Genomic DNA, 26,762 nt, shown 5'->3' with positions numbered 1-26,762 from the left:
ATTGTGATAACGTTGCTGCATGGAAATTGAACCAACTAATTTCTAGTGCTATTTTTTTTGCGATAAGAAACGATTTTGAGCCTTATCTTTGCCACCTATGGCAAAGTACCGTACCCTGACAAGGGAAGAACTGACAGCACTTGAAAAGGAGTTTATTGACTATTTGATCGTCAATGGCATTGCCGCTGACGACTGGGAGAAGTTGAAGAAGGAAACTCCCGCCAAGGCCGACAAAATAGTGGATTTGTTCAGCGACGTGGTTTTCGAAGACGTATTGAGAAAAACTGAGTTTTTGGAAATCAGAACAAGGTCTCACGTAATGACCTATCAATGTCTCCAGGAGAAAATTGTTCTTTGCGGAATGCAAGGGGGCGAGGCGGCCGATTTTACCGATCCGGCTTTTTTGCAAAAAGCGTTGGCCAGTCCCCCGTCGGATATTGAGCTATTCACCTCCGAAAAGCATTACAACACAGTACGTGAAGAGGAGCTTTTCCTCATGATGAGCAATGGTCACCTCGTCTCAGACGGAAAGCTCTTCAAAACACTGGCCCTGGTTATAGCCGATCAGGCATAGAGTTCTTCTCTCTGCGCAGTAATCTTTTCGTTTTCCACGTACTCATCGTAAGTCATTAGCTTATCAAGGCAACCATTTGGCGTTAGCTCTATGATCCTATTGGCAATTGTTTGCGTAAACTGATGGTCATGCGAGGTGAAAAGCACCGTGCCCGGAAAATCTGCCAGGGCGTTGTTGAATGCTTGAATGGATTCCAAATCAAGGTGATTGGTGGGTTCGTCCAGGATCAGCACATTGCCCTGGGCCAGCATCATTTTGCTGATCATACAACGCACCTTTTCGCCACCGGAAAGCACACTTGCTTTTTTAAAGACTTCTTCGCCGGAGAAAAGCATCTTTCCGAGGAAGCCTCTGATGAATACCTCGTCTTTTTCTCCCTCTGAAAACTGGCGCAGCCAATCGATCAGGTTGTCACTTGTATTAAAGAACTTGTCGTTTTCATTAGGCAGATAGGCCGTTGTAATGGTTTGGCCAAACTTGAACTCGCCTTTGGTAGGCTTCAGTTCCCCCATAAGCACTTTAAAGAATGCTGAAATGGCCATACTGTCCTTGCTAAGGACCGCTATTTTATCCCCCTTATTAACAAACAAATCCAGCCCGGAGAAGAAATTGACTCCGTCGGCAGAATAGCCAAGGTTTTTCACCTCCAGAATTTGGTCACCAGCTTGGCGGCTTTGATTGAATATAATGGCTGGGTATCGCCTGGTGGAGGGCTGAATGTCGTCGATATTGATTTTTTCGAGCAGTTTCCTCCGACTGGTGGCCTGCTTCGACTTGGAAGCATTGGCACTAAAACGGGCGATGAAATCCTGCAATTCTTTCTTCTTCTCTTCAGCCTTTTTGTTGGCAGACCCTCGCTGCTGAAGGGCTAGCTGGCTGGATTCGTACCAGAAGCTATAGTTACCAGTGTATAGCTTCACCTGGCTAAAGTCAATGTCAACCACATGAGTACACACGGTGTCCAAAAAGTGTCTGTCGTGAGAAACCACGATGACTGTGTTCTTGAATTCCAGAAGAAAGTCCTCCAGCCACGACACGGTGCGGATGTCGAGGTCGTTGGTAGGTTCGTCAAGAATAAGCACGTCGGGATTACCGAACAGGGCTTGGGCAAGCAACACCCTTACCTTCAGGTTGCCGGGCAATTCCTTCATCAGCTTGTAGTGGTCGGCTTCTACGATGCCAAGGCCACTGAGCATGGCAGCAGCGTCCGATTCTGCGTTCCAGCCATCCATTTCTGCAAACTCCGCCTCCAGCTCGGAAGCTTTGATGCCATCTTCCTCTGAAAAATCAGGCTTTGCATAAATGGCGTCTTTTTCCTTTATGATTGTCCAAAGCTTTTTGTGCCCCATCATCACCGTTTCAATGACGGGTACCTCGTCAAACTCGAAGTGATTCTGATTCAAAACAGCCATTCTTTTGCCAGGCTCCATGCTTACATGCCCGGCATTTGCGGCCATTTCACCGGATAGAATTTTAAGAAAAGTGGATTTGCCAGCGCCATTGGCACCGATCACACCATAACAGTTGCCCTGAACGAACTTGATATTGACCTCATCAAATAATACACGCTTTCCGAACTGGAGAGAGACGTTAGAAACAGAAATCATAAATGGAATTTTTGCAATTGAAGCCGCAAAGGTAGGGAAAGAATAGTATTTAACTAAACACTTGCACCATGATACTTTATTATCACCTTTTCTTCTTTTTTCCTTCGACCTCTACTTTTTTATTACTGCCGGCCAGGTAGGGGTAGTCGCTGAAGATTCGTTCGACAGCATCAGGTATGATGCTGTCTTTCTTTTTGGAATTACGTGTGTAGCGAAGGTCGAGGCTGCCCTGCCACACGGTTTTGCCTGTGGCGGCGTCCTTCATCTCCACAATAACAATGCTTTCGGTGTAGTTGGTCTGCGACACATTGTAATAGTTTCCATAGTACCACGGATTATAGTAGTAAGGGCTTCTATTTACATTTGTATCCCGTTGTCGGCTTGAAACGATATCGTAGCTTACCTCCAGGTCAGGAGAATAGGTGAGGTCATAGCCTCTCTTTTTCATCTCGGAATTAATGGCGTTTTCGAAGCTGGCGATGAATTGCTTGCCTTCAGGTGTCAGGTCCTTGTTATCGGCCATTGGCCGCTTAAGAGTGTACTCCTCAAATTTTCCAAAGTTTGTTCTGGGGTTCTCGAAAGACACCACCTTTACCGAACAGCCAAAGTAAATGGCAGATAGTAAAAGAAACAGACTGATCTTTTGCATCATTTTGATTGTATCGTCAGCGTTAATATACAAGGCTTTTACCGGGCATTGCAAATGAATAATGAAATGATGACACGTGTTGGCCAAAACGAGTTGCAACCCATCGTGTAAAGCTCTTCTTACTATGTACAAAAGCAGTATGGATAAAGATAAAAAATCCGTAAGATTGGGCTATGAAAAATAACATTACAGCGATTTCCATCCTTTCGGTATTTGTCTTATTGCTTTCGTGCGGACCAGTTACGAAGGATACTTCTGAAAACAAGGCAGCTGAAAGTGCCAATCAAAAGCAAATGATTGTTTATGGAGTTAATACATGTGATCACTGTATTAATTTCCGAAAGAAGATGGATTCCCTCAACATAAAATATACTTTTTATGATGTGGATGCCGATCAGGATAAGGCAGATGAGATGCTGAGAAAGCTTGAAGCAGCCAGATTCATGGGAAACATCTCATTGCCGGTAGTCGACATTGAAGGTAGGGTACTAGTTAGCCCAGAGCTGCCACAGGTATTAGCGTTTGTGAAGCGATAGAGGAAGGACTACTCAATCAATGTGCAAGTGGTGGATGTGATCATTAATATGATCCATTAGTTTCGTAATATTTTTTACATACTTGTCGAGAGTAGCCTCCAGCAAAATTACCTGACTGTCGTACGAGTTCATGCCGATGTCGTTTCTTAGCTCATCTGAATTCCTCTCAAGAGACCGTTGATCAGAGCATTCCTCCGACAGTGTTTTTGAAAAGTTGGCGGCTTTGTACGTCGTTTCAAATGCCTCAATTTGATGAATTACTTTCTTAATTTCATGGTTGTTGCTGAACCTGGCCTTTACAGCTAGTCTTTCATACAAAAGGCTATCGTAATGGTGGATGCCGTTGAGGGTCTCTGCTACATTGCTCCTGAAGGAGTGGTCTGTGCAATACTTTTTAAGTCCGTCGTACGTCCTGAGGTCGTAAGAGATCAAAGCCCATTGTTTAGTAAGGTCGTTGAATTTACTGACCAGAAGGGCACTTTCATTTTGGTCACCAGTGGCGTATGTACTTCCCGCCAAAAAGAGGCAGGAAACGGCAAGAGCGAGACGTCTGAGCATAGTATATGTTTAGTTGTGGCAATGGCAATGCCTTTGTAAACAAACTAATACAGAACATGTGGTAGTGTTGCAGGAATACAACAAATGTAGGGAACGGAATTGGTGCTCAAATATTGGCGAGCTGACAATTTTGGAAAATTACGTATTTTCCACATCGGATTCCTGGCCCACTCAATCTGCGTCGAGGTGATGGAAATGATCTTCTATGTTTTCCATGATTTTGTTGATCCGGTCAACGTGCTTTTTTAAGAAGACTTCGGTAACTACAACCTGATTGTCGAAGGAGTGAGCGCCAAAATAGTTTTTTACCTTTTTGTACTCTCTTTCGAGCTGTCTTTGGTTGTGGCACTCGCTGTACAATGTCTTCGACAGCGAGAGGGCATTTAGCTTGTGCTCCAAATGGCCGATTTGTCTCAATGTCTTTTTCAATTCTTTGCTTGGGTCTTCCTTCATCATCGAAGAAACACGAATATAAAGAGCGCTATCGTAGGCGTGGATCTCTTTTAATACGCTTTTCACTTCATCTTGAAAGGTGGGATCGCCGCAGTATTTTGACAAACCTCTGTAGGTTACAAGCTTATCTGAGACAAAATACCACTTGTGGGTTAGTTCTTTAAAGTCTTTGAAAATTCCGTTTTCACCGTCGTTTGCCTGCAACGGTAGTAGCGGAGCGGCCGCAGCAATTAGGACAAGCAAATATTTTTTCATCTATATCTAGTTTTAAAACAGCCATGGATTCGCCAGGTGAATTAACTAGAACAGGCCTCGGTTGGTAGGGTGCAGGAATATTCAAATATACGACAGGCAGGGCGCCAGGTTAACCGAAAAAGGGGCGGATTTTAGAAATTACGTATTTGCCACATGGCGGCTATTCAAGATGCAAATGGTGGATATGCTCCTCAATATGATCCATTAACTTGGTAATGTGTTCGACATACCTGTTAAGATCAGCTTCCAGAACAAGCACTTGCCCATCGTAAGAGTTCATGCCAATATCATTTCTGGTTTCTTTGTAGTCTTTCTCAATTTCTCTGCGGCCGACACATTCATCGTGAAGTTTCTTCAGAAAGCTGGGGCCTTTGTACTCAGTTTCAAACTCTTCTATTTGCTTGAGGGTCTTTTTGAGCTCTGAACTCTTGTCGTACCGTGCTTTCTTTGCAAGCGTTTGGTAGAGCAATGTGTCATAGTGGTGAATTTCTTCGAGTGTCTTGATTACATTGTCCTGGTAGGGCTTGTCAGTGCAATATTTGTCCAGACCTTCGTATTTGCCCAGTTCAAGAGATAGCAAATCCCACTGTAGAACCAATTGATCAAATTTCTTGACTATGCTTACACTGTCAGACGACTGCGCCGACAGATTAGTAACACAACTACATGCAAGAATTGATATCAGGGTTAATTGAACAATTCTTAATTTCATACACAAAAATAATTTACACACCTAACGCAATTATTAAGCCAATTGACATTGTAAATATAAGAAATCTTGGTTGTTTTTGTATTTAATAAGTGCAACGGCGCCGTTTGGGGGTTTAACGGCTTCAGTAACCTATGGGTTTCTGTGGATTTTTTTTAGTTGACTGAGCAGGTCGGTCAGCCCATTGAGCCGAATTTCATACATAGTAGAAAGCATCATTCCAAGCCTCCCTTGCGGAAAGCCGACGCTCTTGAACCACTCAAGGTAGTTTTCGGGTAGGTCACATATTAAAACATTCTTGTATTTGCCGAACGGCATTTTTGTCTTAACTATGTCGGACAGGATGCTGGGATCAGGTGTATTCATGTTAATAGCATTTTAAAAAACTATGAGATGAGGTGGGCTTTCAAAATAGGTAACCAAATGCGGATTTCGGTCATATTAGCAATAATAGTTGCCTTGCTTGTGATAAGCAACCTGGTAATGCAAAGAGACATAGACAGCATGGACAGGTCATTCACCTCCATTTATAATGACAGGCTTATGTCGGCAACTGAATTTTTCTATATCACAGAAACTCTTTATCAAAAGCGGTTGATTCTTGAAAAGAACGTATTGGAAATAAGCATTGAGAAAGCGGATTTGACCGAGAAGCTCGATAGCTATGATAGTAGAATTGACTCACTGGTGACTGAAATAGAAAAAACCTATTTTGTACTGGATGAGGCCAGCCTTTTAAGTGAGTTTAAGGAAAGAAGGGAGGCTTACGACCAACTCGAGAACAAGGTGATAAACCTGGCGTACGCAAATGATTCAAGGCAGGCACTGGCAGCGCTGGAAAACGAAGGAGGGGATCGCTTCAATGCTATGCTGAGTGACCTGCATCTACTAACAGAAATTCAATCGAACAATGGCCGAGAGTTACTCAACGACTCTCACCATATTAAAGCAAGTGTTCATATGCTCACATTTTTAGAGGTAGGAGTGGCTATTGTGCTCAGCTTACTTGTTCACGTGATTCTATTAACAACAAGAACAGTGCAAAGAAAGAGCAATCAGCCCTTTCATCTTAATTAAGATCAGAGATTTGATTGACTCTTCAGCAGCCTGCTGGCCCTTTTCAGGTCGTCGGTTGCTTGCAATATCTTTCCTTTCAGTTTCATGGGATAATTGGGGTGGGCCAAAAGAAAGGTGTTGACGATCGATGCGGCTTCGTCACTTTGGTAGGCTCCGAAAGTAGCGCTTAGCCAGGCGGTCGGGAAAAATATATCACCAGTAGCCTGTATGTCAGAAAGCAGCTCAAGGCTCTCCTTCAAGTAGCCGATAGAGACATCCTGCCTTTCCGGATGATGCAGGTAAGATACTGCGGTGCTCACCCACGATTCTTTTTCCCTGTTTTCGGCTAGTTTCAAGCTTTCAAAAAAAGCATTGCGGGTTGCGGTGTCGCTTGATAGTGCGGGAAGAAGAAATTCCCAACGTTTTTTCCGATCACCATTATTAATTCTTGTAAGCTGTTGCTGTTGAATTTCGACAGATTTTGGGTGACTCAGCAGGCTGAGCGTGGCTGCCAGGCCGGTGTAGTCGTCCTCAGATAGCCTAACCTCCTTTGGCGGCGCTTCCGACTTCCAAATGCTATACAGCTTTTCCATTGCTTTTTCTGAGGTGGCTATCTCCTGGAATGTTCCGAATAGCATCTTCTTAATGCTGGCCGAAGGAGCTTGTTCCATTGCTGTCCAAACGTCGCTTTCCAATGATTGGCTGATCAGCTTCCTGTTTGATGGGGTAATAAACCGCCAATAGGTCGCACTTAACTGGCCGGTAAGTTGCCGAACCGAAAGCTCCTCCGTTTCCTGAGAAAGCAGGGCAGTATTCAGTGCTAGCAGCTCGGTGGGCGTAATGCCGTCGCCATTGAGCATGTTTTCGTAATTGTTGATATAGGCCGATGCCCTGGCAACCGGGTCGTTCCATGTGCTGATGTAAGGAAGCATGGCCGAGTCGATTGGGAACACACCGTATCCTTCGCCAGAGGTGTTGAAAACAATATAATTTGGCTTAGGCCTGCCTGTTGCCTGGCTGACGTCTGCTACCGCACGGTAGTTAAGCGCAGGCACCTGAATGAGGCTGTCGCTATAGCTCAGGCCGACTTTGAAGTATTGCGACCAGACTTTATCACTGGAGGATGGCGTATTCGTTTTTTCTTCCTTTTGAGAGATGGTTAAGGCCGTTATCAAGCCTTCATTGGTCTTCATGTCATAACTAAAAACGGGCCTGAATGGCTCTTCTACCCACACTTTATTCCATGCCAGCAGGTCTTCATCGGTTAGTTGATCCAGTATATTGATCAAGTCAGTCCAGGTCGCATTTGAAAAGGCAAACTCAGACAAGTACTGCTGCAGACCTCGTTGGAACTCCTGTTTTCCCATCAGCATTTCCAGCTGTTTCATCACAATGGGGGCCTTATGATAGATGATGGCTCCGTACATGCTGCCAGCGTCCTTCAGGTTATCAAGCTGCTGCCGCACTGGGTTAGCACCGGGCGTACGGTCCACTGCATAGGCTGCGGGGTAGTGAGCCAGCAGAAATTTGAGGTCGCTACCTGTATCTGGGAACGTTACCTCCGAGACCTTGTCGGCCATGAAGTTGGCAAACACCTCTTTCATCCACACATCGTTGAACCAGTCCATGGTGACCAGGTCTCCAAACCACATGTGAGCCGTTTCGTGCGCAATGAGGTTGGCTCTGCCAATTTTGCGGCTCTGGGTGGCGGTTTTATCCAGGAAAAGAGACGAAGCACGGTACTGAATGGCTCCCACATGCTCCATTCCACCATACTGAAAGTCGGGAATGGCAACAAAGTCGAACTTTTTGAACGGGTAGGGGATGGCCGTATACTCTTCGAGAAAATCGAGGGCTTTGCCGTGCAGGTAAAATATTGTGTCAATGCTTTCGGAAATCTTTTCCTCGTCGGTTTCACGGTGAAAAAGTCTCATGGTGCGGCCATCGACGGTTCGGGTTACCTTTTGAAATTTACCTGCCGCAAAGGCAAACAAGTAGGTGCTAATGGTATCAGAAGGCATAAAGTTAAATGTCTTTCGCTCGCCGGAAATCACCGAATCGGCCAGTGGGCCGTTGGAAAGTGCCTGCCATTGGCCAGGCATGGTGAGACTCAGTTGATAAGAAGCCTTCAGGTTGGGTTGATCGAAGCAGGGGAAGACTGTGCGGGCTCTGTCCGGCACTAACAGTGTGTAAAGATATTCGTCGTTGCGGTTGAGGGAGAGGTTGCCTGCAACGAACGTGATTTTGATGCTATTGGAGCCTGGCCTCAATGCGCTTTTTGGAACGATGATATGCTCCTCCCGGTGGTCTACAGGAATAGTCGTGCTGTTAACAACTACCTCTAAAATATGATCGGAATCTTCTTTGAAGTCTATCTGGAGGTCAGCGTCGTTCTTACTTAAGTTGAAAGTGATAACCTCTGAGGCAGGGATGTGTTCTGATTTGCCTTCCGGGATGTCGAATGATAGCTGGTAGCCAAGTGCGCTGATAACCGTTTTTCGATAGTTGGCCAGTTCGAGCGATACGCCGGTTTCGACAACTGGCGGCGTGTCAGTGGTGCTGGCACATCCGTACCAAAGTAAGGAGGAAACGAACAGCACTGCCGGACGGAGACTTCGCTTGGTCATGGTTGAGTCTTTTAAGTAAGTAATATTACTAAAAGCCCACAGAGAGGGGAGAACCTTTGGTGTAAATACCAGGTTGCTCTTGCGAAGAGTGTTAGTCTGGGATCCTGCAGGCGTCAGTCGACAAACACCTTTTTAGGGTTGGCAACAAACATTCGTGTGCTCTCGGTGAATTCGTTGCCCGTCAGGTCGATGTACTTCAGGTCGACATAAAATGCTTTGAAGCCTGTGGACGGATAGCTTTCTTTCACTATTACCGCCTTTGCCTTTGATGCATTCAGGCTTTTCCCCACCCATACTTCATCCCTGAAGTCCCGATCATCGGATATTGCCTGCCAAAGGGTGGCATCGACTAGCTTTTTTGGTGAAGGAGTGATTGTCAGCACAATTTCTTTTCCCTCAATGTCGATGTCCCAATCGCATGCCGGATAAGCTTTCCCATGGGCAGTGAAGCCGAAAAATGCGTTTAATGCTTTAAAAGTCTGTGGGTGATCGTCAATGTCGTGGCCGGCATTGGGCACATAGTGGATGAAATTTTGACCGGGAATGTTGTCGATATAGTGCTTGATAGCATCCACTGGCCAATAGGGGTCGTTGGTGCCAATGAAGATCATCTTGGGCTTGTTGAGCTTTGCCCGGTAGGAGTACGGATCAACCATCGCATTGATTTTTTGCCCTGACTCGGTAGCCGAAGCCTGTGGAATACCCAGGCTCACGTAGTCATTTATTTCGGGACTGTACTCATTCCACGCCTCCAGATGGTATTGCAGGCTTACCGGCATATTAAGCACGTCAATCACCATAGGAGCGATGGCAATTACCCGGTCGTCGTTGGCACCGGTGAGCCAGGTTGTCCAGCCACGTTTGGAAAGGCCCGATAGCACAAATTCGTTCACTGGTTGATGCAGTTGTTCGTTCGAAAACTCCTGTACTGCCTGCATTCCTTTTACCACACTCTTTACCATGGGAAACAACAGGGGCCATGTATAATCACCTGTCTCGGTGAAGTTGTGCAGGGTGTAGGAGATCAACACGTCCTCGGTCTTGTCACCGTACAGCGGCTGATTAGGCACCTGCCGGATAAGAGACACGATGGCGCTATTGGTAGCTGCAATATGGGCCATGGTCTTGGAGAGATCGTCTTGATTGCTTCTCAGGTTGGGCTGGCTGTCTTTGTTTGAACCGCCGGAGATAAACAGGAGGCTTTCAGTTTGGGTCATCTGATCCGGAACAAATACTGTCAACTGATGCTTCCATGTGTACTCCCTCCATTTTTGAGATGTTAAAATGAGTTGGTATCCCCTCACTCCGTCAGTTTCGAAGGTGTCGGTGACCACCCATTCATAGGTTTGGTCGCCGTTGTTTAAATAACTCTCCAGGGCATTGTCCGCAGTAAGGTTGCTCTGGGCAACTATCGAAATGGACAACCCAACAGCGAATAGCAGCAAAAGGGCAAAGAGTGAATATTTCGACGTCATTTTTTGAGAGGTGTCGGTTAAAGGAATGGCAAAACTTAGCCATTTATTCTGAAATTTCTTACGGCAATTTCTACAGCTTCTGTTCCTGTTAACAAATCTTCATCTTCGCAGGAAGAAAAAATAATTACTTTAGAACAGGTAAAAGGCAGAGAAATTATCTTCAACTAACGACATCGCAATGATCATAAGTAAATTGATTCGGTTCGGCTCACTCAGCATTATGACGCTTGTAGCTGTGTTTGGGCTTTTTAGCTGCCAACAAAACAGCGCTGAAGACCACCACGGCCATGAGCATAGTCATCAACACAGCCCAGCCGACAGCCTCCCGAATGCGAAGCTGCTTTTTCCTGGCAACGAACCGGACCGGGTCATTCTTAATCTGACCGAAGATCCTATTCATTCGGTAGCTGTTAATTGGCGCACCTCCACCAAAATCGCCCGAGGTACTGTGGAGGTGGCTGTTGCTTCTGGTGGCCCCGAGTTCAAAGACAGTATTAGAACCATCGCAGCCGCTACAGAACCTCTGACAGTCGCACGGGAAGAAGAACCCGAAATATCAGCCAATTACCATTCAGCAGTTATTAATGAGTTGCTGCCGGGAGGGAAATATGTATACAGGGTGGGCTCCGAGCCTTATTGGTCAGAATGGTACCAGATCGAGATGCCGCAAGAAAATGGCCCGGTTTCTTTTATTTATTTCGGTGATGCGCAAAACGATGTAAAGTCAATGTGGTCGAGGGTGATAAGGGAGGCTTACCAAACCATGCCAAAAGTGGATTTCATGCTCCACGCCGGAGACCTGATCAACAGGCACAACAGAGATGTTGAATGGGGGGAGTGGTTTCATGCCGGCGGTTTTATTCATGCTATGGTGCCGGCGGTGATGACGCCCGGCAACCACGAGTATAAAGACGTGGTGCTTTCGCCGCAATGGCGCCCCCAGTTTAACCTGCCAAAAAATGGCCCCGCCGGCCTTGAGGAAACCTGTTATGTAATTGATTTTCCGCAGATGAAGGTAGTTTCTCTCGATGCCGAACAGATCGACGAATCGGAACACTTCAGAACGCTGCAGGTGCAATGGCTGGATTCTATACTTACCAATAACCCAAAAAAGTGGACGGTGATCACTTTTCACTATCCCGTCTTTTCCACCAAACCTAATCGGGACAATTTGACACTCAGAGAAAGTTTTAAGCCTTTGTTTGATAAACACCGTGTAGACCTGGTGCTACAAGGGCATGATCATGCCTACGGACGGGGAATGGTCAGCAATGTGCCCACAGGTGCAGGCTTGAGGGAAGATCGCTCGGGTACGATGTACGTAGTGTCGGTAAGTGGCCCCAAGATGTATGACATCAGCGATGATAAATGGATGGAGCGAAAGGCTGCCAATACGCAGCTGTTTCAGGTGATAAAAGTGGGAGCAGACACAGCGTCGTACAATGCGTTCACAGCGAAGGGAGAGTTGTATGATGCCTTTGATTTGGTGAAGAAAGCCGGTAAGCCAAATGTACTGATCAACAAGATTCCCAATACTCCGGAAAGGACTGAGTAACTAGCGCTAACACCCTGTTAATACTATTGTTATGAAGCATAGATGCTTTTTTTACTTGCTGGTGGCGACTTTCAGCACCTGGCCGGCAGCCGCACAAATGGCAGACGAGCCCTATATCCAGTTGGTTGGGCATCATTATGATGCGGCTGGTGGTTTTGGTGAAGCCCGACCCAAAAAGGTCGTAGTCGACTACAACAGCATAGTGCATGTTCTCACCGATAAGGGGCTCTTCCGGGACTTCCCTGACTACCAGCTGGCTCCTGATCACACCTACCGGTCGCTGGCCGATAAGGTACCGGTTGACATCACCACGCAAGAGAGCACTGGCATCCTTTTCTATCTGTACAAAGACAAGTTTCTCACCAATGGATACGCAGGTACGCTGGATACAAAGCTTGAGCCAGGGCTGTACAGCCGCATTAGCGTTGGCAAAGACCTGAAAGTGTTGCTGGTGGGTGAGAAGAAGGCCGCTCTTTTTGATGGAAATAAGAAAATAGGAGACTTGACAGTACCGAAAGAGGCAGTAATTGACATCTATGTTGCTAAGGGACAATTCTTAGCACTCACAGCCAAAGCTATTTACAAACTCGAAGGCAAGGCCTGGAAGGTGATGCATGAAGGGCTTGACATGACGTCTTTGGTGTTTAGTGAAAGTAAAATCACTGTCGGGACAAAAAATGGCTACTACACAATCGATGGCCAGGGAAAAAGGGCGACAGACACCGAGTCAAGACTGCCGGTGCCAGCGATAAGAAAGATGTTGCTGACCGGAAACGACGAGCTTTGGTTTTCAACTGCCGACGGAGCTTTTAGAAAAGAGACTGACAGGTATCGATACTTTGCCTCTAAACGATGGCTGGATGTTAACGAAGTGATTGACATGGCGGCGGATGCCAGCGGCAATATCTATCTGCTCACACCCACCGGGCTCAATATGATTGAACAAATGCCTTTTACGCTCGCTGAAAAGACGGAATTCTTTCAGGACCGCATTCGCAAGTACCACATGCGGTATGGTTTCGTCTGTGCGCCACAGTTGCCTGTAGTTTACGATTTAACCTCTGAGGAAATCATTGACCATGACAACGATGGTCTGTGGACGTCCTTTTACCTGGGCAGTCAGGTGTTTCGATATGCCGTAACTGGTGAAGAAGTGGCTAAACGATATGTTTGGGAATCGTTTGAGGCTTTCGAACGGCTTTTGACGGTCAACCAGTTAAGGGGCTTTCCGTCACGAACATTCGAACGGGAGGGGTACAGGGTACATGATCCTGACAGGTGGCGGAAGTCACCAGAGGAAGGCTGGGAGTGGAAGGGCACAACCAGCTCCGATGAATACATCGCCTATCTGTTTGTAGCATCGCTCATGGATCAGTTCATTGCTAAGGCTCCGGAGGAAAAGAAAAGGGTAGCCGACTTCATAGATGCCATTATGACCCATATTCTTGATAATGACTACTACTTTGTTGACCTGGACGGTAAACCCACGACATGGGGGCGTTGGAATCCTGAATATGTGAACATGTATCCGGCGGAGGTGTACGATAGAAAGCTAAACAGTATCCACCTGGTTGCGGGCCTGCAACTGGCCTTTTCTCTCACCAAAAAGGAGAGCTACAAAACCGAGATGTTCAAAGTGATGGACAAGTTTGGCTATTTCAAAAACATGCTTCCCAGCATGTACGACATGAAAGAACACATTGTGATGTACGATGGACACACCATGGGCGACGGTTGGAACCATTCCGACGATGAAATGGCCTTTCTCACTTACTGGCCTCTTTATCATTATGCACTCAATGATACCCTGAAACAGCATTATGCCGACATTATCACCGACCACTGGAAGATTGAATTGCCAGAGAGGAATGCACTTTGGAATCTGCTAACTTACGGAACAGCTGGTGATATCAATTTGGAAGATGTGCGCTGGCATTTGCAGGAGTTTGGCCTCGATCAGATGTCGTATGTAGTAAAGAACTCACATCGCAAAGACCTGGAGCTACTTGAACCCAACTTTCGTGGCCAAACAACAAAGGTGCTGCTAACCCCCGGCGAGCGCCGGACGCACCGGCACAACGCCAATCCCTTTGAGTTGGATGGTGGGAGTGAGGGCAACTCGGTATTAGCCGGCGACGAATATTTGTTGCCGTATTGGATGGCGAGGTACCTCCAGGTGTTGAAGTGACCTTGTGGATAATTCCGGGTAGAGCTGGGGCATGTTCCGTTGGCAAGTAATGAGGTTTTTATCCTCTTTACTTCCAGAATTCATCATCCTTCAGGTCAACAAAACTATGTTCTTCATGAAGGGAGCTGATTAGTGCAAGTTGCTCCGACGATGCCTTTTGCTGGATTTCGTTGAAAAGAACCCTTTCTTCAAACCGGATATGTTTTTCCAGCTCTTCTTCGATCAAACTCAGGGATCTTTCAGCCTCGTCGTCATTGAATAGCCTGGTAAGCCTTCGATGCTCCATTAATGCCTTTTTTACCAGCTCGTTTTCACTGCCAAGTATCGGAAAGATATAACTCTCTTCGGCAACGAAATGCGGTAGAATGTGATTTTCGAAGAACCAGTCAGCGTATTTTTTAATGCGCTCAGGTGCTATTTCCTTAGCGAAGCCTTTTCTAATCTTCCAACACAACAGCAAGGTATGATGATGGTCACGGCTCAGGGGCTGAAGCTGCTTTGCTCTTTTTATGGGCGTGCGCTCTTTCATGGATGACAGTTTTGAGTTATGGTGTGTTTCACCGTTTCGGGTGTAAGATAGGCAGCTCACGAACACATTTTCACCTGATCGTGAGCTGTTTTTTATAGAATCAGTGCATTTACCTGTTCAACTGAGCTGCTTCTCCAATGCTATGGATTTAGGAAACAATATATTGTTCTCCAGATGAATGTGAAGGTGTAAATCTTCCTCAAACTCCTTTAACATGGCATAGGTGACCCGGTAGGTGTTGCAGGCATCGTCCGGCAGCGAGTAGTGATTGCTCAACTCGCTGATTTGCTGGAAGCGATCTCCCTCAGTTTCATGCTCCTCCATCATCATCCTGACAGGACTTTGCACCGTATCAAATTGGGCAAAGGTTATCTTTTCGCCACTTTTTTTCACTCTTTCCATTTTGCGTACAAAAGGAAACAGGATAAATTCTTCCTTTTTCATGTGCATGGCCAGTTCTCCTGCGGAGGCAGTGAACAGCCTGGTTATCTCAAATAGTTCAGGGTGACTTTTTCCATGCACCTGGCACAGCTTCTCCAGGTATTGTTTGAGAACAGGCATTTTCTCCTCAACATAGCGGTGATGCTTTTGCTCTATATGATCGGCCAGCTTATCCAGTGGCCACGACTGGTAGTCGCAGGATGCGGTTTCGCCTTTGTTCAAGATGGCTTCAACCTCCGCAGTGAGTTTTACCTGATCAATATTGGCTTTGGTGCAAGCTTCCTGAATGCTGCGGTTGCCTTTGCAGCAGAAGTCAATGCCATGGTTCCCGAATACCTCTGCTGTGCGGTAGTCTTCGGCTACTATTTCTCCGATTGTTTTGTCTAAAAGATTATTCATGATAATTGAAGTTTAAATTCATACTAAGGGCTTTGTTCCACTGGTTTTGAAGTAGTCAATTTTGTAAAGGAACATTTCAGCCATTTTCTCCGACCTCCATTTGGCCTCTATGGCTCTTTCTCCTTCGAAATGCTTATCAAGGGTTTGATGGAATAACTCGATCCATCTCTCGAAGTGAGCTTTGTTTACAGGTAAATGTGCGTGAGGTGCGAAGGGGCTGCCATAGTAGGTGTGCTCTTCCAAAAGGACGGTTTGCCAGAATTTGTACATCTTTTCCAGGTGCACAGGCCATCTGTCTTGTATCACGCCATTGAAGATGTCTTTGAGCAATTCATCCTCCCTTACTTTTGAGTAGAAGTCGTTGACCAGCAGTTTGATGTCATCTATGTTTTGAATGTCGTTGTTCATCAGAATGAAGATTTGTAAAGTTCAGGCCCCCAATACATGATAAAGTAGAAGAGGGCAAAGCCTACAAAAGAGATGACCAGTGCCCATATCCAGGCGGGAATGGCTTTTGGCGTTTCCGAGCCCCTGATGACAAATTCGTCCTTTGTCTCGCTACCATAGGCATTGATGGTGATCGGAATTTGCGCATCCACCACCTCGTTTTCCTTTAAACCAAGCACGGAAATCTCCGGGCCGTTGCGCACTTCAAAGGCAATCTTTTTCACACCTTCTACGCCTGATGACGACCTGGCTACGATCTTCAGCTGGTGTTTTCCATCGGGGATTTTGGTGGTGTCCAATACAAATTTCACCGGTGGGGCAAATTCTGCAAAGGGTCGGGGACCGTCGTCCATGAAAAGTTTTATCAATCTATTGTCCTTCATTTCTTTATTCGGTTAGTTCAGCACGATGTTTTTGATATGATCGGGTGCAGATTCCTTTGGCCAAATCAGGTACTTGAAACTGAGGAATAGCGTAACAGCCACGATGCTGACTGCCGTCCAGGTGATGATGTAGTCGATGGTGCCGGTGGGCCCTGCCCCATGAGTAACATTCTCCAAACCTGCGGGCTGGTTTTCTTTGCATAGTTCGCAAGCTTTAGCTGCTGACCAACCAAGTATATTGAATACAATTAACAGTGTAAAAAACTTCTTTCTTACCATATCTCAGTCATTTGCGGGTGTTACCATCTCTCTTATTTTCTTCACATCTTCTGCCGAAATTTTTGCGGCACTGTTTCCCCAGCTGTTTCGCTCATGGTTGGCAATGGCCGCTATTTGCTCGTTGGTAAGCTGGCTGGCAAAGGCTGGCATTTGACCGAACTCACTCCGGGCGTCGTACCCCTGCAGGATGATCTTGACCAGAAGCTCATAGTTGGCATCATTCACAATGCTGCTACCAGCCAAGGGAGGGAAGGCGCCCGCCAGCCCCTTGCCCGTGGCCTGATGGCAGGCTGCACAAGTTTGGGTGTACAGGCTGGCTCCGTCGGGCAGGTCAAGTGCCTGCTCCGCAGTCGCATTCGCAGGTGCCTTCTTTGCGGATGCGATAAAGGCCGGAGTAGTGCCACCAGGTAGTTCTGCTTGCTTCAGCGACTGTAGATAAGCGATCAATGCAAGGGCGTCTTCTGTGGCTACTATTTGCTGGCTGGCGTCGTTAAAAAACTCCTTACCAACGGGGACTGTCACATCATTATCCGAAACTTCCGAAGCATCCTTTGTTTCAAAAAGCCATGGATATGCAGGCATCACCGATTCGCTCACTACAGTTCTGGGGTTGTACAGGTGCAGCAAATGCCATTGCTCTGCAGGCTGTCGTTTACCGATATTAGTCAGGTCGGGGCCGGTGCGCTCACTGCCGAGCAGCGAGGGCGATTGTCTCCAGATGTCCATCCTCTGTTTGCTGAAGTAGTAGTCGGAGGGCATGGATGGCCGGTCACCCCACATCTTGTCCATTTCTATACTGCGAACCTGCTGTGTGTGGCAGGCTACGCAGCCCTCCGATATGTAAATGCTGAGTCCCTTCAGCTGCTGCTCCGTCAACAGCGGTTGGCTGGGAAGGGGTTCCACGTCCTGCATCTGGTAGGCAGGCAGCACCGCTATACCGAGGCTGAGGAGCAGAAAGCCAGCCAGTGCTGTGTTGATAAGTGTTCTATGGTCTTTATGAAAATTGAACATGGGTGCGTCGTTTTAGGCTACTATTTTCTTCAGGTGATTGGAGACTGGCAGCTCCACAGGGGCTTCTTTCTTTACCATATAGTAAAAATTGAAGGCGAAGATGATGTGCGACACAAACATGAGGGAGCCACCAATAGCTCGCCATAACCAAAAGGGTTTCATCAAAATCACTGACTCGATAAAGGGAGGCCCGTCGATCCAGCTTAGCCCTTTCAGCGTGCCACCGGCCATCAGAGAAACCATGTAGGCAAACAGACCGATGAAGGCCATCCAGAAATGAGCGCCAACCAATATTTGAGGAGGCTCCTTGTCTGTTAGCTTCGGTAAGATGTGGTAAATGCAGCCCCACAGTATAAAGGTGATGATGCCATACATGGTCATGTGCGAATGTGCCACGTTGAAATCGGTGAAGTGCCAGACAAAATTGGTGAATCGGAATGCCTGCAGGCTCCCCTGGGTAGAGCCCACAAAGTAGAAGATTACACCGACAAGAAAGAAGGGCAGCACGTAGCTTTTGGAGATGTGGTTCCAGCTTCCTTTCATGGTCATCAGGAAGTTGGTGGTGCCCGTTACCACCGGAATAAACATGCCTGCGCTAAACACAATGGCTACAGTTTGCAACCACCATGGCAGCGGGCTGAAGACGAAGTGGTGCGTGCCGATGAGGGTGTAAAATAGCATCTGCGTCCAGAAAGCCAGCACACCCAGAGAGTAGGAGTAGATGGGTTTGTTCAAAGAGGAGGGAAGGTAGTAGTAGACAAGCCCCAGCGAGAAGGTCATGAACCACATGCCCACCCCCTGGTGCATGTAATAGCCCTGTATGATGGTTTCCCCCAGGCCATTTTGATAGAACGGCAGGTAGGCTATCAGCACCAATATGATCGTCCAGGTGAGAGAGGCCAGAATGAACCAGTTGGAAATGTAGATCTCCGATATTTTGCGGTGAGCCACGGTAAAGTAAAAGTTTCGGAAAGTAATGAACAGCCCGGCAGCGAATAGCAACATGACAGGCCAAATGAACTCTCGGTATTCCCCGCCACCATTGTTGATGCCAGCCATCAGGCAAATATTGCCAAGCAGCACCGATAGGTTGAACAACCCCCAGGCGATCCAGGCCTTATTATAGCTATGAATGGTGGTGTTAGATGTCCGTGCTATTACGAAGTAGGCCAGCCCTATCATGGCCATGGAGGCCCATCCCCAAAACACCGTGTTGGTATGCACAGGCCTCAGTCGCCCAAACGAGAGCCACGAAGTGTGGTCCATGTCTGGCCACACAAACTTCATACCTGCATACTGGCCGACCAGCGTGCCCACCAGCAGCCAGCAAACAGCAGCGCCCAGGTAGTAAATGATAATCTTCTTGAGCTCCCAGGGTGTTTCAAGGCTTATCGGCGTCTTTTTTTTTTCGTCAAAAAATGGATTTTCCGGCTCGCTGGTAACTTTGTCGATCAGCCCGTGGCTGTCTTCTGCGTCCAGATCGCTGCCAAGTTCATTTCCCTCAAGATGGTATTGCAGGGCAGCTTTTCGTTTTTGAAGGATCACATCTATTTCTCCAGCTTCCAGGCCAATGAGCTCCTCAGCAAACGCCAGTCGCTGCCTGGCCTGCTTTCTTTTTTTCAGCGTGCCAACATAGTCATTCAGCCGGGCGGTTAATATGATCACAGCAATGAAAAGGACGATGGTAATCAGGACGAATGTGCCGATGATGCCGGGACTCATGTACCAGTTGTCGGTTGTTACCGATTGTGCTGCCAGCGGAGTGCTGGAAGCAAGACAAATGAATAGGGGTAATGATAGCTGCTTGAATTTCATTATTAGGAATTTAAGACCTTTTTATCTCATTAAGGATCAAATTTTTTTACCGTTTCAGAAAAGTGAGACCCACATCAAGGCCTTTTGTTAGTTCATACAGGCTGGTTGTTTCCAGCATTTCCTTCAAATCGTTACGTATCAGTACAAATTTTTCGTGCAAAGGGCAGGGCTCCAGTGCATTACACTCTTTGAGCCCCAAGCCGCACCCCCGATAAATGCTGTCACCATCTATCGCAAATACAATTTGGCTCAGTTTGATAGACGCTATTTTATCCTTCTGGATTTCAAAACCACCAACAGGCCCTTTCACGGAATCGATAATGTTGTTGCGGGCCAGTTGTTGCAAAATCTTGGCTGTGAAGGCGACCGGAGAGTCGATGTCTCTGGCGATATCCTTCAGGCTTACCCTCACCCCATCCATCGACAAAAGGGCGATGTGCAAGGTGGCTCTGATTCCATATTCACAAGCTTTTGAGAACACTGTTTTTTGTTTGTGTCAAAGATATAAAATAATTTTTTAATTCGGATAAATTTATCCGAATTAAAAAACCGGAAACGAGCGTTGCCATAAACACTATTGAGTCAAATACTACCAGACTACAGAAGCTAAAAGAGGTGGTGGTCAATCCTCACTGCTTTCAAACACCCTGGCCAGCTCGGTAAACTTTTGCATGGTTTCCAGTGGCCCTTTGGTAATGAGCATATTAACTAGCCAAACAGGTATTTCTCCGCCGGGGTTGGCCCGGGCAGTGTATACAATATCTACCCTGCCATCGTTTCCTGGCTTTATTTCCCATTTCGACTCAAATTCTGTGATTCGTACAATTCCTTTTTTCTGCGGAACAGCGTTGGCAGCGGCAACTGAATGAGAGTGATAGACACCAGTTTCCCTGTTCCACCATTGAACGGAGTGCACCGACAAGTCCCTGTTGCTGAACGGGTAGGGCAGGGCGGTTTCTACGTAGTAGTGAAAGTCGTTGGAGGATGTAGTTTTGATCCTTTTAGCGTCATTGCATTTGTACACCCACAACTTGTAGTTGGGCACGTCACTGAGCAGGTCGGTCACCCGCTGCATGGTGCTTTCTATGGTCGTGGTGATCTGGATTTCCTTGATTGGTGACCCCTCAGAGGTTCGGGTGTAAATGTTCAGGTCGTTTTCGGCACTAACAAGCTCCCAGCTGGCTTTCTCTACTTTTTGTGCAGAGAGAGGCAGCACCGAAATGGCGAAGAGGGTGGCAATAACCTGATAAATGCGCAGGAGCATACGGGGAAACGAGGAAAATTCTTTCGTCAATTTACGACCTGATTTTGTAGAGATTTTGAATTAGTGCTGTTTTATTTTTGAACGATAGAATTGTTCCATAGTCTGGTTGTAGCGTTCGTTTTTCAAACCAGAAAAAAATCGGCTAGATTGCCAGCTTATTGGTTCTACCTATTGTGTTAAATGGCTATTGAAAAATGAAAGTCTTTCGAAATATTCTTGCTGTTGTCATAGGCTACCTGGTTTTTGCTGTCAGCGCAGTATTGCTGTTTCAAATGTCAGGAATTGACCCTCATAATGATCCGTCGCCAGGTATTATTGCACTGACTATTGGGTACGGGTTGGTGTTCTCCTTTCTGGGAGGTTTATTGGCGCAGCCTATTTCAGGCTCAGGCAAATTGACTGTTAACTATTTTCTGGCAGGGCTAATGGCTGCATTTGCGGCTTTTTCTATGTTTAAAAGTGAAGGCAATCATTTCACACAGTTGGCAGCTATCTTTTTGTTCTCTCCGGCCTCGGTGTTAGGAGGATCAGTGTACCTTAAAAGAAATAATTGAAAAAATCTATCAGCCCTGGTGGCTAAGATCAAAGAGGTTACTTTGTGCAGTTCCGCACAGAGTAACCTCTTTAATTTCTACTTCGTTGCCCTCTCAATCTCCTTCAAATTCTCCATTTTCTTGTTCCGCAGGAAGCCGTTGATGTCTTCGAAGTGCTCTTTTACCCGCTTGTTGCCAAACTCAAACACTTTCGCCGCTAAGCCATCAAGGAAGTCACGGTCGTGAGAAACGAGGATAAGCGTGCCTTCGAACGCTTTCAGTGCATCTTTCAGGATGTCCTTGGTTTTGATGTCGAGGTGGTTGGTAGGCTCATCGAGAATGAGCAGGTTCACGGGCTGCAGCAGCAGCTTGATCATGGCCAGTCGGGTGCGCTCACCGCCAGAGAGCACCTTCACCTTCTTGTCGATCGTGTCGCCGCTGAACATAAAGGCGCCCAGTAGGTCTTTGATGCGTGACCGGATATCGCCTTTGGCTATTTCATCCACCGTTTCGAACACGGTCAGCTTTTCATCGAGCAGCGAAGCCTGGTTTTGAGCGAAGTAGCCAATCTCACTGTTGTGTCCCACCTGTAGTGTGCCATCGACCGGAATTTCGCCCATAATGGCCTTCACCAGGGTCGACTTTCCTTGACCGTTTTTACCTACAAAGGCGACCTTTTCTCCACGGGCAATGGTCAGTGTGACGTCTTTGAATACGACATGGTCGCCATATGACTTGCCAAGATCGGTGGCGATCACCGGATAATTTCCTGACCGTGGGGCGGGAGGGAACTTGATGTTCAGCGCAGACGTATCCACTTCATCTACCTCCACTATCTCAATCTTCTCCAGCATTTTCACCCGGGACTGCACCTGCAAAGTCTTAGAGTAGGTGCCTTTGAACCTGTCGATGAACTGCTGAATCTCGGCAATCTGTTTTGCCTGATCGTCGAACTGGCGCTGCTGCTGCTCACGGCGTTCTTTGCGCAGCTCCAGGTAGTGGGAATAGTTCGTTTTGTAATCGTAAATTCGGCCACGGGTGATCTCGATGGTGCGGTTGGTGAGATTATCGACAAAGGCTTTGTCGTGACTGATCACCATTACTCCGCCGGTGCTGTTCTTCAGAAATTCCTCCAGCCACTGCACCGACTCGATATCAAGGTGGTTAGTAGGCTCATCGAGAAGGATGAGATCGGGCTTTTGTAGCAGAATTTTGGCCAGTTCAATGCGCATACGCCAGCCTCCGCTGAATTCGCTGGTAGAGCGGGTGAAATCACTCCGTAGGAAGCCGAGCCCCAGTAATGTCTTTTCTACTTCCGCATCAATATTGATCTCTTCGATGCTGTAATACTTTTCGCTCAGCTCCGATACCTCTTCTATGATCTTGCTGTAAGCATCCGACTCGTAGTCGGTGCGGGTTTCCAACTGGTGATTCAGCTCTTCCATCCTGTTTTTCATGTCCAGGATTTTGGAAAACGCTTTTGATGTTTCTTCAAACACCGTGCATTCGTCGGCAGTGAGCAGGTGCTGCGGCAGGTAAGCGATGACTGCCTCTTTTGGTGCCGTTACTTTGCCCAGCGTGGGTTTGCTTTCTCCGGCGATGATTTTGAGGAGGGTGGACTTGCCAGCACCGTTTTTCCCCATGAGGGCAATGCGGTCGGTGGGGTTGATATTGAAAGTGATATTGCTAAAAAGGGTGGTGCCGCTAAATTCCACACCCACCGCATCAACTGAGATCATAATTTACTGAATTAGGCCGCAAAGGTATCAATAAGTTTGCTGGAAGCCACCATTGCAAGCCGAATTTGGGGAATGGGTAGCTGTTTGTACTGTTACTCCGGAGCTTAATCGAATCCGTGTGAATGGAACATTGCCAGTATTTTCAAATACTTTTGATTCTGGTCACACATAGCAATAAAAAATGATAGTAAGCTGTACGGAATCGTCATTGGATTTTGTCATATGGACATGAAAACTGGAGAATTTATTGCCTTATCGGCCTGTACTATGATGCTGACAGCCCTGGGCATCGATGTTATGTTACCGGCGCTTGGTGACCTGCGGGCTCATTTTGGATTGCCAGCATCATCAACGGCAACATCTAACGTTATTACGTTCTTTTTTCTCGGGCAAATGGCGCAGATCGTGTTCGGTATCCTGTCGGATCGGTTCGGACGCTTGTTCACACTGAGGATTGGCTTTCCTCTTTATTTTGCAGGTGGAATTGCGGCAGTTTTTTCCCCAAGTCTCGAGCTGATGCTGGCGGCCAGATTTGTGGCTGGCGTGGGAGCCTCAGCTGTTTTTATGACCACCATTGCCGGCGTTCGGGATAGGTTTGTCGGCGACAAGATGGCTCACACCATGTCGTTGATTTTTACTATCTTCCTCTTTACTCCAGTGTTGGCGCCATTTCTTGGGCTTGCCATACTTTCTGTAGCCTCGTGGCAGGCTGTATTCCTTGCTCCGCCTGTTTTTGCCGTGTTTGTGTTCATATGGTCGCTGCGTTTGGAAGAGTCTCTTCCCCAGGAGAAAAGACCATTGATAGACTGGCCAACTATCCGGCGGTCTGTGAAGGGAGTAATTAGGAACCGGGTCTTTCTAAGGTACACATTGGCAACCACATTGCTGTTTTCAGCACTCAGCTCCTGGGTAGCCAGTGCCGATCGCATAGTAGGTGAAATATTCGGCCGACCTGAACTATTTGCATGGATTTTTGCGGGAACAGGGCTCCTGATGTCGTTTTCCAGTCTGATGAACTCCAGACTTACTTTCAGGTTTGGTGCCAAACGAACGATCAGGGGGCTCGTGCTGCTGTACACCCTGGTGGCGGCAGGTTTACTGGCCATAACCCTAATCACCACCGATCCACCTGCCATGATCCCGTTCTTTACGGCAATAGCGCTTTTGATGTCGATCAACCTGGCGATTGAACCAAACAGCAGCGCCCTGGCAATGGAGCCAATGGGCGAGACAGCAGGGCTGGCCTCGGCTGTGTACGGCACCATTTTCTTTTTCACCGGGGCCTCGCTTGGTGCCGTAATCAGCCACCTGATGACGGTTGGTGTTTTGCCACTAGCCATCAGTTTTGTGATGATTGGATTGGCCAGCATTGCTTTGGTTTTCGGTGATACATGAGAGCTCCTCCGAAGTCGGTGAAAGCCATTTGAACTAAGCCGGGCGAATTGACGAGAATTATTCACTTGATTGATGGCCTCAAATTGTTTGTGAATAGTGCCAAAAAGTTTGTGTAGAAGCAGTGCGGGAGAGTTAGAATTTGCAGGAAATATCTAGATTGATCGGACTCTTTTAACGTGACTTTATTCCTAACTAAACTTTCTATGACCAAGTATTTTCTACCGGTTGCTTTATCGTTGGCCATCTTTTCGTGTGGTACGGCCGATAAGCCCAATTCCAATGTGGATACCACGGCAGTGGCCACCGAAACACCCATTGTACAGGAGAATGAGAGTAGCGAAGAAAACACCACCTCCCTAAGTTATCTGGTCAGTCTGGCCGACCGGGAGGGTGTTTACGTCCCCACAAACTTTAACAGCTTTTTCGGAGTAGATGAGGGTAAGGAAATGATCACTCTTATGGGGGCTGAAAATGTTGGTCCGGACGCCTATGCTTTGGCCATGCATTACAATATTGCCTGCGATCCTATTACCTGCCAGCACATGATAATTATGGTGGTGATAGGAGGGGAAACTTTGATCAGCCGGTATACTTTCCTAATGAACCGTGAAGAGGGTATTACTTTTGGTTTCTTTCAACAAAAGTTCTTTCTGGCCGAAACGGAGCATTGGGAGTATGAAGAGGACGGTGAGTCAGACGTGCAGAAAAGGACCAGCGCACCGCCAACCGTTGAACAGGTGCTGTTCGTTTTGCTGAACGACCAAATCACTCCTTTAGCAGAACTTGATAAACACGATTTGTCTTATTCCAGAAACCTTATTTTCGCCAGGTATGGCTACAGGTTTAAGACCGATAGCGTCAGGGCTTACTTCGCTAATACCAGTTGGTACGAGCCACGCTACGATAACGTGGACGATCAGCTAAGTGCCAGCGACAAGAAAATTATAAAATTGTTAGCCGCCGAGGAAGCGAGGCGTAAGTAATTGAAAATTTTCTGCCTCAAAGTTTCTCAAGAAGACGATAAGTAAAGCCACAATAATTACTACACAGAAAAAATGTTGTAAAAATTGCGTGAATCAAAAGTTACATATATAATTGTGTAACTTTTGATTCACATAACATAAAACACATAGCAGTATGAACAGGATCGACGTACTATCAGTGCCGGTTTCAGACCAGCAGCGAGCAAAAGAATTTTATTTGAAAATGGGGCTTCATATAGTGGTAGAAGCGCCTTTTCAGGGAGACCAGTTGTGGATACAGATGGGTTTTCCCAAAGGCGAAACGACCATCACATTGGTGACATGGTTCCCTAAAATGCCAGCCGGGAGTCTACAGGCAGCAGTGATCAACACCGACGATATCGCTGGAGACATTAAAAAGTTGACTGCCAATTGCATCGAGGTTGGTAAGATTGATGATACCCCCTGGGGTAAGTTTGCTTCTATCGAAGACCCCGACGGCAACACATGGAGCTTGAACCAAAAAAACGCTTAGTATAATGAAAAAGGAAATACACTTAAAATGGTTCTATTCGTATCCTATAGATACTATTTGGGATTACCTGACCGATGCAGATTTGCTTAAACAGTGGAGCACCATTCATAGAGACGAGCCTTTTCAGGCCGAGCCAGGCTTTCAGTGGATATCGAGGCAAAAGGCCCGCCGGGGCTGGGACGGCATCATGTATATGGAAGTGCTGGAGGTAGTACCAAAAAAGAAACTGGCCTATGCTCTGAAGGGTGGGCCACGACCCGGTGAGCTTTCATTAGATACTGTGGTTACCTACACGTTGGTAGAGAAGAACGGGGGCACAGAGCTTCATCTTTCACATACAGGGTTTCAGGGGCTTAAAGGAGCCTTCACTGCCTTTATCATGGAAAAAGGCTGGGGTAAATTCTTTGGCAAGCGCCTTGCCACCGTGCTTAACGAAACATATCATGACGCACACACAATACGATAGCTTTCTGGCGCTCGCCGACAAAAACCGTCGGGAGATTTTGATGCTACTCACCAAAGAAAAAAGTAGCATCAATACCCTGGCGGAGTCTTTTAAAATCAGCAGGCCGGCTGTGTCCAAACATATCAAAGTGCTGGTGGATACCGGCTTCATCACGATAGAAGAAAGGGGAAGAGAGCGTCTTTGTAGCCTTAACTCTCAGGGTTTCGAAGAGATTCAAAGTTGGATAAATCACTTCGAGAAATTCTGGAAACAACACCTGAGCAGCCTGGAAGTACTGCTAAAAAAGAAAGGGAAGGAATAAAGACTGCAAATTATGGACATC

Annotated in this window: 29 protein-coding genes; 11 read left to right on the top strand and 18 right to left on the bottom strand. The window is 46.9% G+C overall.

Annotation, left to right across the window (positions count from 1 at the left end; translation table 11 throughout):
* Positions 1 to 97: 97 nt before the first annotated feature.
* Entirely contained in the window at positions 98 to 574 is a 477-nt protein-coding gene (locus tag AAC052_RS04915; RefSeq protein WP_317492033.1) for a DUF6495 family protein, read from the top strand.
* On the opposite strand, the gene AAC052_RS04910 is transcribed toward AAC052_RS04915, so the two are convergent.
* Together AAC052_RS04910 and AAC052_RS04905 are read right to left on the bottom strand one after the other, a co-directional pair.
* Positions 565 to 2,181: an ATP-binding cassette domain-containing protein gene (locus AAC052_RS04910; RefSeq protein ID WP_317492032.1), complete on the bottom strand. Its 1,617-nt coding sequence runs from the start codon at positions 2,179 to 2,181 to the stop codon at positions 565 to 567. The genes AAC052_RS04915 and AAC052_RS04910 overlap by 10 nt on opposite strands.
* An 82-nt stretch (positions 2,182 to 2,263) precedes the next feature.
* Complete coding sequence (locus AAC052_RS04905; protein ID WP_339811415.1) at positions 2,264 to 2,833, bottom strand: DUF4136 domain-containing protein; 570 nt, start codon at positions 2,831 to 2,833, stop codon at positions 2,264 to 2,266.
* Between the two features lie 170 nt (positions 2,834 to 3,003).
* Between AAC052_RS04905 and AAC052_RS04900 the strand changes: the two genes are divergently transcribed.
* Positions 3,004 to 3,366, top strand: a complete 363-nt coding sequence (locus AAC052_RS04900) for a glutaredoxin family protein (protein ID WP_317492030.1) — start codon at positions 3,004 to 3,006, stop codon at positions 3,364 to 3,366.
* Between the two features lie 12 nt (positions 3,367 to 3,378).
* Here the strand turns inward: AAC052_RS04900 and AAC052_RS04895 are convergent, their stop codons facing one another.
* The 4 genes from AAC052_RS04895 to AAC052_RS04880 form a co-directional block, all read right to left on the bottom strand.
* Positions 3,379 to 3,924, bottom strand: a complete 546-nt coding sequence (locus AAC052_RS04895) for a hypothetical protein (protein WP_317492029.1) — start codon at positions 3,922 to 3,924, stop codon at positions 3,379 to 3,381.
* A 171-nt stretch (positions 3,925 to 4,095) separates the two neighbouring features.
* Positions 4,096 to 4,632 carry a hypothetical protein gene (locus AAC052_RS04890; RefSeq protein ID WP_317492028.1) on the bottom strand — a complete coding sequence of 179 codons (537 nt, stop codon included), beginning with the start codon at positions 4,630 to 4,632 and terminating at the stop codon, positions 4,096 to 4,098.
* Between the two features lie 160 nt (positions 4,633 to 4,792).
* The gene (locus tag AAC052_RS04885) at positions 4,793 to 5,344 is read right to left on the bottom strand and encodes a hypothetical protein (RefSeq protein WP_317492027.1); all 552 of its coding nucleotides are present in this window, start codon (positions 5,342 to 5,344) and stop codon (positions 4,793 to 4,795) included.
* A gap of 129 nt (positions 5,345 to 5,473) precedes the next feature.
* Positions 5,474 to 5,707, bottom strand: a complete 234-nt coding sequence (locus AAC052_RS04880; protein ID WP_317492026.1) for a DUF3820 family protein — start codon at positions 5,705 to 5,707, stop codon at positions 5,474 to 5,476.
* Between the two features lie 27 nt (positions 5,708 to 5,734).
* On the opposite strand from AAC052_RS04880, the gene AAC052_RS04875 reads away from it, so the two are divergent.
* Complete coding sequence (locus AAC052_RS04875) at positions 5,735 to 6,418, top strand: MCP four helix bundle domain-containing protein (protein WP_317492025.1); 684 nt, start codon at positions 5,735 to 5,737, stop codon at positions 6,416 to 6,418.
* Positions 6,419 to 6,420: 2 nt separating this feature from the next.
* Here the strand turns inward: AAC052_RS04875 and AAC052_RS04870 are convergent, their stop codons facing one another.
* Both AAC052_RS04870 and AAC052_RS04865 read right to left on the bottom strand, forming a co-directional pair.
* On the bottom strand, positions 6,421 to 9,024 hold the full coding sequence (locus AAC052_RS04870; protein WP_339811413.1) for a M1 family aminopeptidase: 2,604 nt from the start codon (positions 9,022 to 9,024) through the stop codon (positions 6,421 to 6,423).
* A gap of 113 nt (positions 9,025 to 9,137) precedes the next feature.
* Complete coding sequence (locus AAC052_RS04865; RefSeq protein WP_339811411.1) at positions 9,138 to 10,499, bottom strand: PhoPQ-activated protein PqaA family protein; 1,362 nt, start codon at positions 10,497 to 10,499, stop codon at positions 9,138 to 9,140.
* Between the two features lie 178 nt (positions 10,500 to 10,677).
* On the opposite strand from AAC052_RS04865, the gene AAC052_RS04860 reads away from it, so the two are divergent.
* Together AAC052_RS04860 and AAC052_RS04855 are read left to right on the top strand one after the other, a co-directional pair.
* Positions 10,678 to 12,054 carry a metallophosphoesterase family protein gene (locus tag AAC052_RS04860; protein WP_339811408.1) on the top strand — a complete coding sequence of 459 codons (1,377 nt, stop codon included), beginning with the start codon at positions 10,678 to 10,680 and terminating at the stop codon, positions 12,052 to 12,054.
* 31 nt (positions 12,055 to 12,085) lie between these two features.
* Entirely contained in the window at positions 12,086 to 14,242 is a 2,157-nt protein-coding gene (locus AAC052_RS04855) for a hypothetical protein (RefSeq protein ID WP_339811406.1), read from the top strand.
* A 67-nt stretch (positions 14,243 to 14,309) separates the two neighbouring features.
* Here the strand turns inward: AAC052_RS04855 and AAC052_RS04850 are convergent, their stop codons facing one another.
* From AAC052_RS04850 to AAC052_RS04810, 9 genes are all read right to left on the bottom strand, one after another.
* Positions 14,310 to 14,771 carry a hemerythrin domain-containing protein gene (locus tag AAC052_RS04850; protein ID WP_151996876.1) on the bottom strand — a complete coding sequence of 154 codons (462 nt, stop codon included), beginning with the start codon at positions 14,769 to 14,771 and terminating at the stop codon, positions 14,310 to 14,312.
* A gap of 117 nt (positions 14,772 to 14,888) precedes the next feature.
* On the bottom strand, positions 14,889 to 15,611 hold the full coding sequence (gene ric / locus AAC052_RS04845; RefSeq protein WP_339811404.1) for an iron-sulfur cluster repair di-iron protein: 723 nt from the start codon (positions 15,609 to 15,611) through the stop codon (positions 14,889 to 14,891).
* Positions 15,612 to 15,629: 18 nt separating this feature from the next.
* Positions 15,630 to 16,019: a group III truncated hemoglobin gene (locus AAC052_RS04840; RefSeq protein WP_339811402.1), complete on the bottom strand. Its 390-nt coding sequence runs from the start codon at positions 16,017 to 16,019 to the stop codon at positions 15,630 to 15,632.
* Positions 16,019 to 16,441, bottom strand: coding sequence for a cytochrome C (locus tag AAC052_RS04835; RefSeq protein ID WP_339811399.1), 423 nt, complete (start codon positions 16,439 to 16,441; stop codon positions 16,019 to 16,021). The genes AAC052_RS04840 and AAC052_RS04835 overlap by 1 nt, the downstream gene beginning before the upstream one ends.
* A 12-nt stretch (positions 16,442 to 16,453) precedes the next feature.
* A complete protein-coding gene (locus tag AAC052_RS04830) occupies positions 16,454 to 16,720 on the bottom strand; it encodes a hypothetical protein (RefSeq protein WP_339811396.1) in 267 nt (88 codons plus the stop codon).
* Positions 16,721 to 16,723: 3 nt separating this feature from the next.
* Positions 16,724 to 17,731 (bottom strand): cbb3-type cytochrome c oxidase subunit II, encoded by a 1,008-nt coding sequence (locus tag AAC052_RS04825; RefSeq protein ID WP_339811393.1) that lies wholly within the window; start codon positions 17,729 to 17,731, stop codon positions 16,724 to 16,726.
* 12 nt (positions 17,732 to 17,743) lie between these two features.
* Positions 17,744 to 19,546, bottom strand: a complete 1,803-nt coding sequence (locus tag AAC052_RS04820; protein ID WP_339811392.1) for a cbb3-type cytochrome c oxidase subunit I — start codon at positions 19,544 to 19,546, stop codon at positions 17,744 to 17,746.
* Between the two features lie 46 nt (positions 19,547 to 19,592).
* Complete coding sequence (locus tag AAC052_RS04815) at positions 19,593 to 20,027, bottom strand: Rrf2 family transcriptional regulator (protein WP_317492016.1); 435 nt, start codon at positions 20,025 to 20,027, stop codon at positions 19,593 to 19,595.
* Positions 20,028 to 20,168: 141 nt separating this feature from the next.
* On the bottom strand, positions 20,169 to 20,840 hold the full coding sequence (locus tag AAC052_RS04810; RefSeq protein ID WP_339811389.1) for an START domain-containing protein: 672 nt from the start codon (positions 20,838 to 20,840) through the stop codon (positions 20,169 to 20,171).
* A 164-nt stretch (positions 20,841 to 21,004) separates the two neighbouring features.
* Between AAC052_RS04810 and AAC052_RS04805 the strand changes: the two genes are divergently transcribed.
* Complete coding sequence (locus AAC052_RS04805; RefSeq protein ID WP_339811387.1) at positions 21,005 to 21,364, top strand: hypothetical protein; 360 nt, start codon at positions 21,005 to 21,007, stop codon at positions 21,362 to 21,364.
* 77 nt (positions 21,365 to 21,441) lie between these two features.
* Here the strand turns inward: AAC052_RS04805 and AAC052_RS04800 are convergent, their stop codons facing one another.
* Entirely contained in the window at positions 21,442 to 23,082 is a 1,641-nt protein-coding gene (locus tag AAC052_RS04800; protein ID WP_339811385.1) for an ABC-F family ATP-binding cassette domain-containing protein, read from the bottom strand.
* Positions 23,083 to 23,310: 228 nt separating this feature from the next.
* Between AAC052_RS04800 and AAC052_RS04795 the strand changes: the two genes are divergently transcribed.
* From AAC052_RS04795 to AAC052_RS04775, 5 genes are all read left to right on the top strand, one after another.
* Positions 23,311 to 24,477 carry an MFS transporter gene (locus tag AAC052_RS04795; protein ID WP_339811382.1) on the top strand — a complete coding sequence of 389 codons (1,167 nt, stop codon included), beginning with the start codon at positions 23,311 to 23,313 and terminating at the stop codon, positions 24,475 to 24,477.
* A 203-nt stretch (positions 24,478 to 24,680) separates the two neighbouring features.
* The gene (locus tag AAC052_RS04790) at positions 24,681 to 25,460 is read left to right on the top strand and encodes a YARHG domain-containing protein (protein WP_339811380.1); all 780 of its coding nucleotides are present in this window, start codon (positions 24,681 to 24,683) and stop codon (positions 25,458 to 25,460) included.
* 154 nt (positions 25,461 to 25,614) lie between these two features.
* Entirely contained in the window at positions 25,615 to 25,974 is a 360-nt protein-coding gene (locus AAC052_RS04785) for a VOC family protein (protein ID WP_339811379.1), read from the top strand.
* 4 nt (positions 25,975 to 25,978) lie between these two features.
* Positions 25,979 to 26,440 (top strand): SRPBCC domain-containing protein, encoded by a 462-nt coding sequence (locus tag AAC052_RS04780; protein WP_317492008.1) that lies wholly within the window; start codon positions 25,979 to 25,981, stop codon positions 26,438 to 26,440.
* Positions 26,418 to 26,741, top strand: coding sequence for a metalloregulator ArsR/SmtB family transcription factor (locus AAC052_RS04775; protein ID WP_317492007.1), 324 nt, complete (start codon positions 26,418 to 26,420; stop codon positions 26,739 to 26,741). Before AAC052_RS04780 ends, AAC052_RS04775 begins: the two co-directional genes overlap by 23 nt.
* Positions 26,742 to 26,762: the final 21 nt, after the last annotated feature.

Origin of the sequence: uncultured Imperialibacter sp. (genome assembly GCF_963974565.1) — a bacterium.
GTDB classification, from domain to species: domain Bacteria; phylum Bacteroidota; class Bacteroidia; order Cytophagales; family Cyclobacteriaceae; genus Imperialibacter; species Imperialibacter roseus.
Note: the sequence above shows the minus strand (reverse complement) of the source record. Positions and strands in the feature narration are given on the sequence as shown.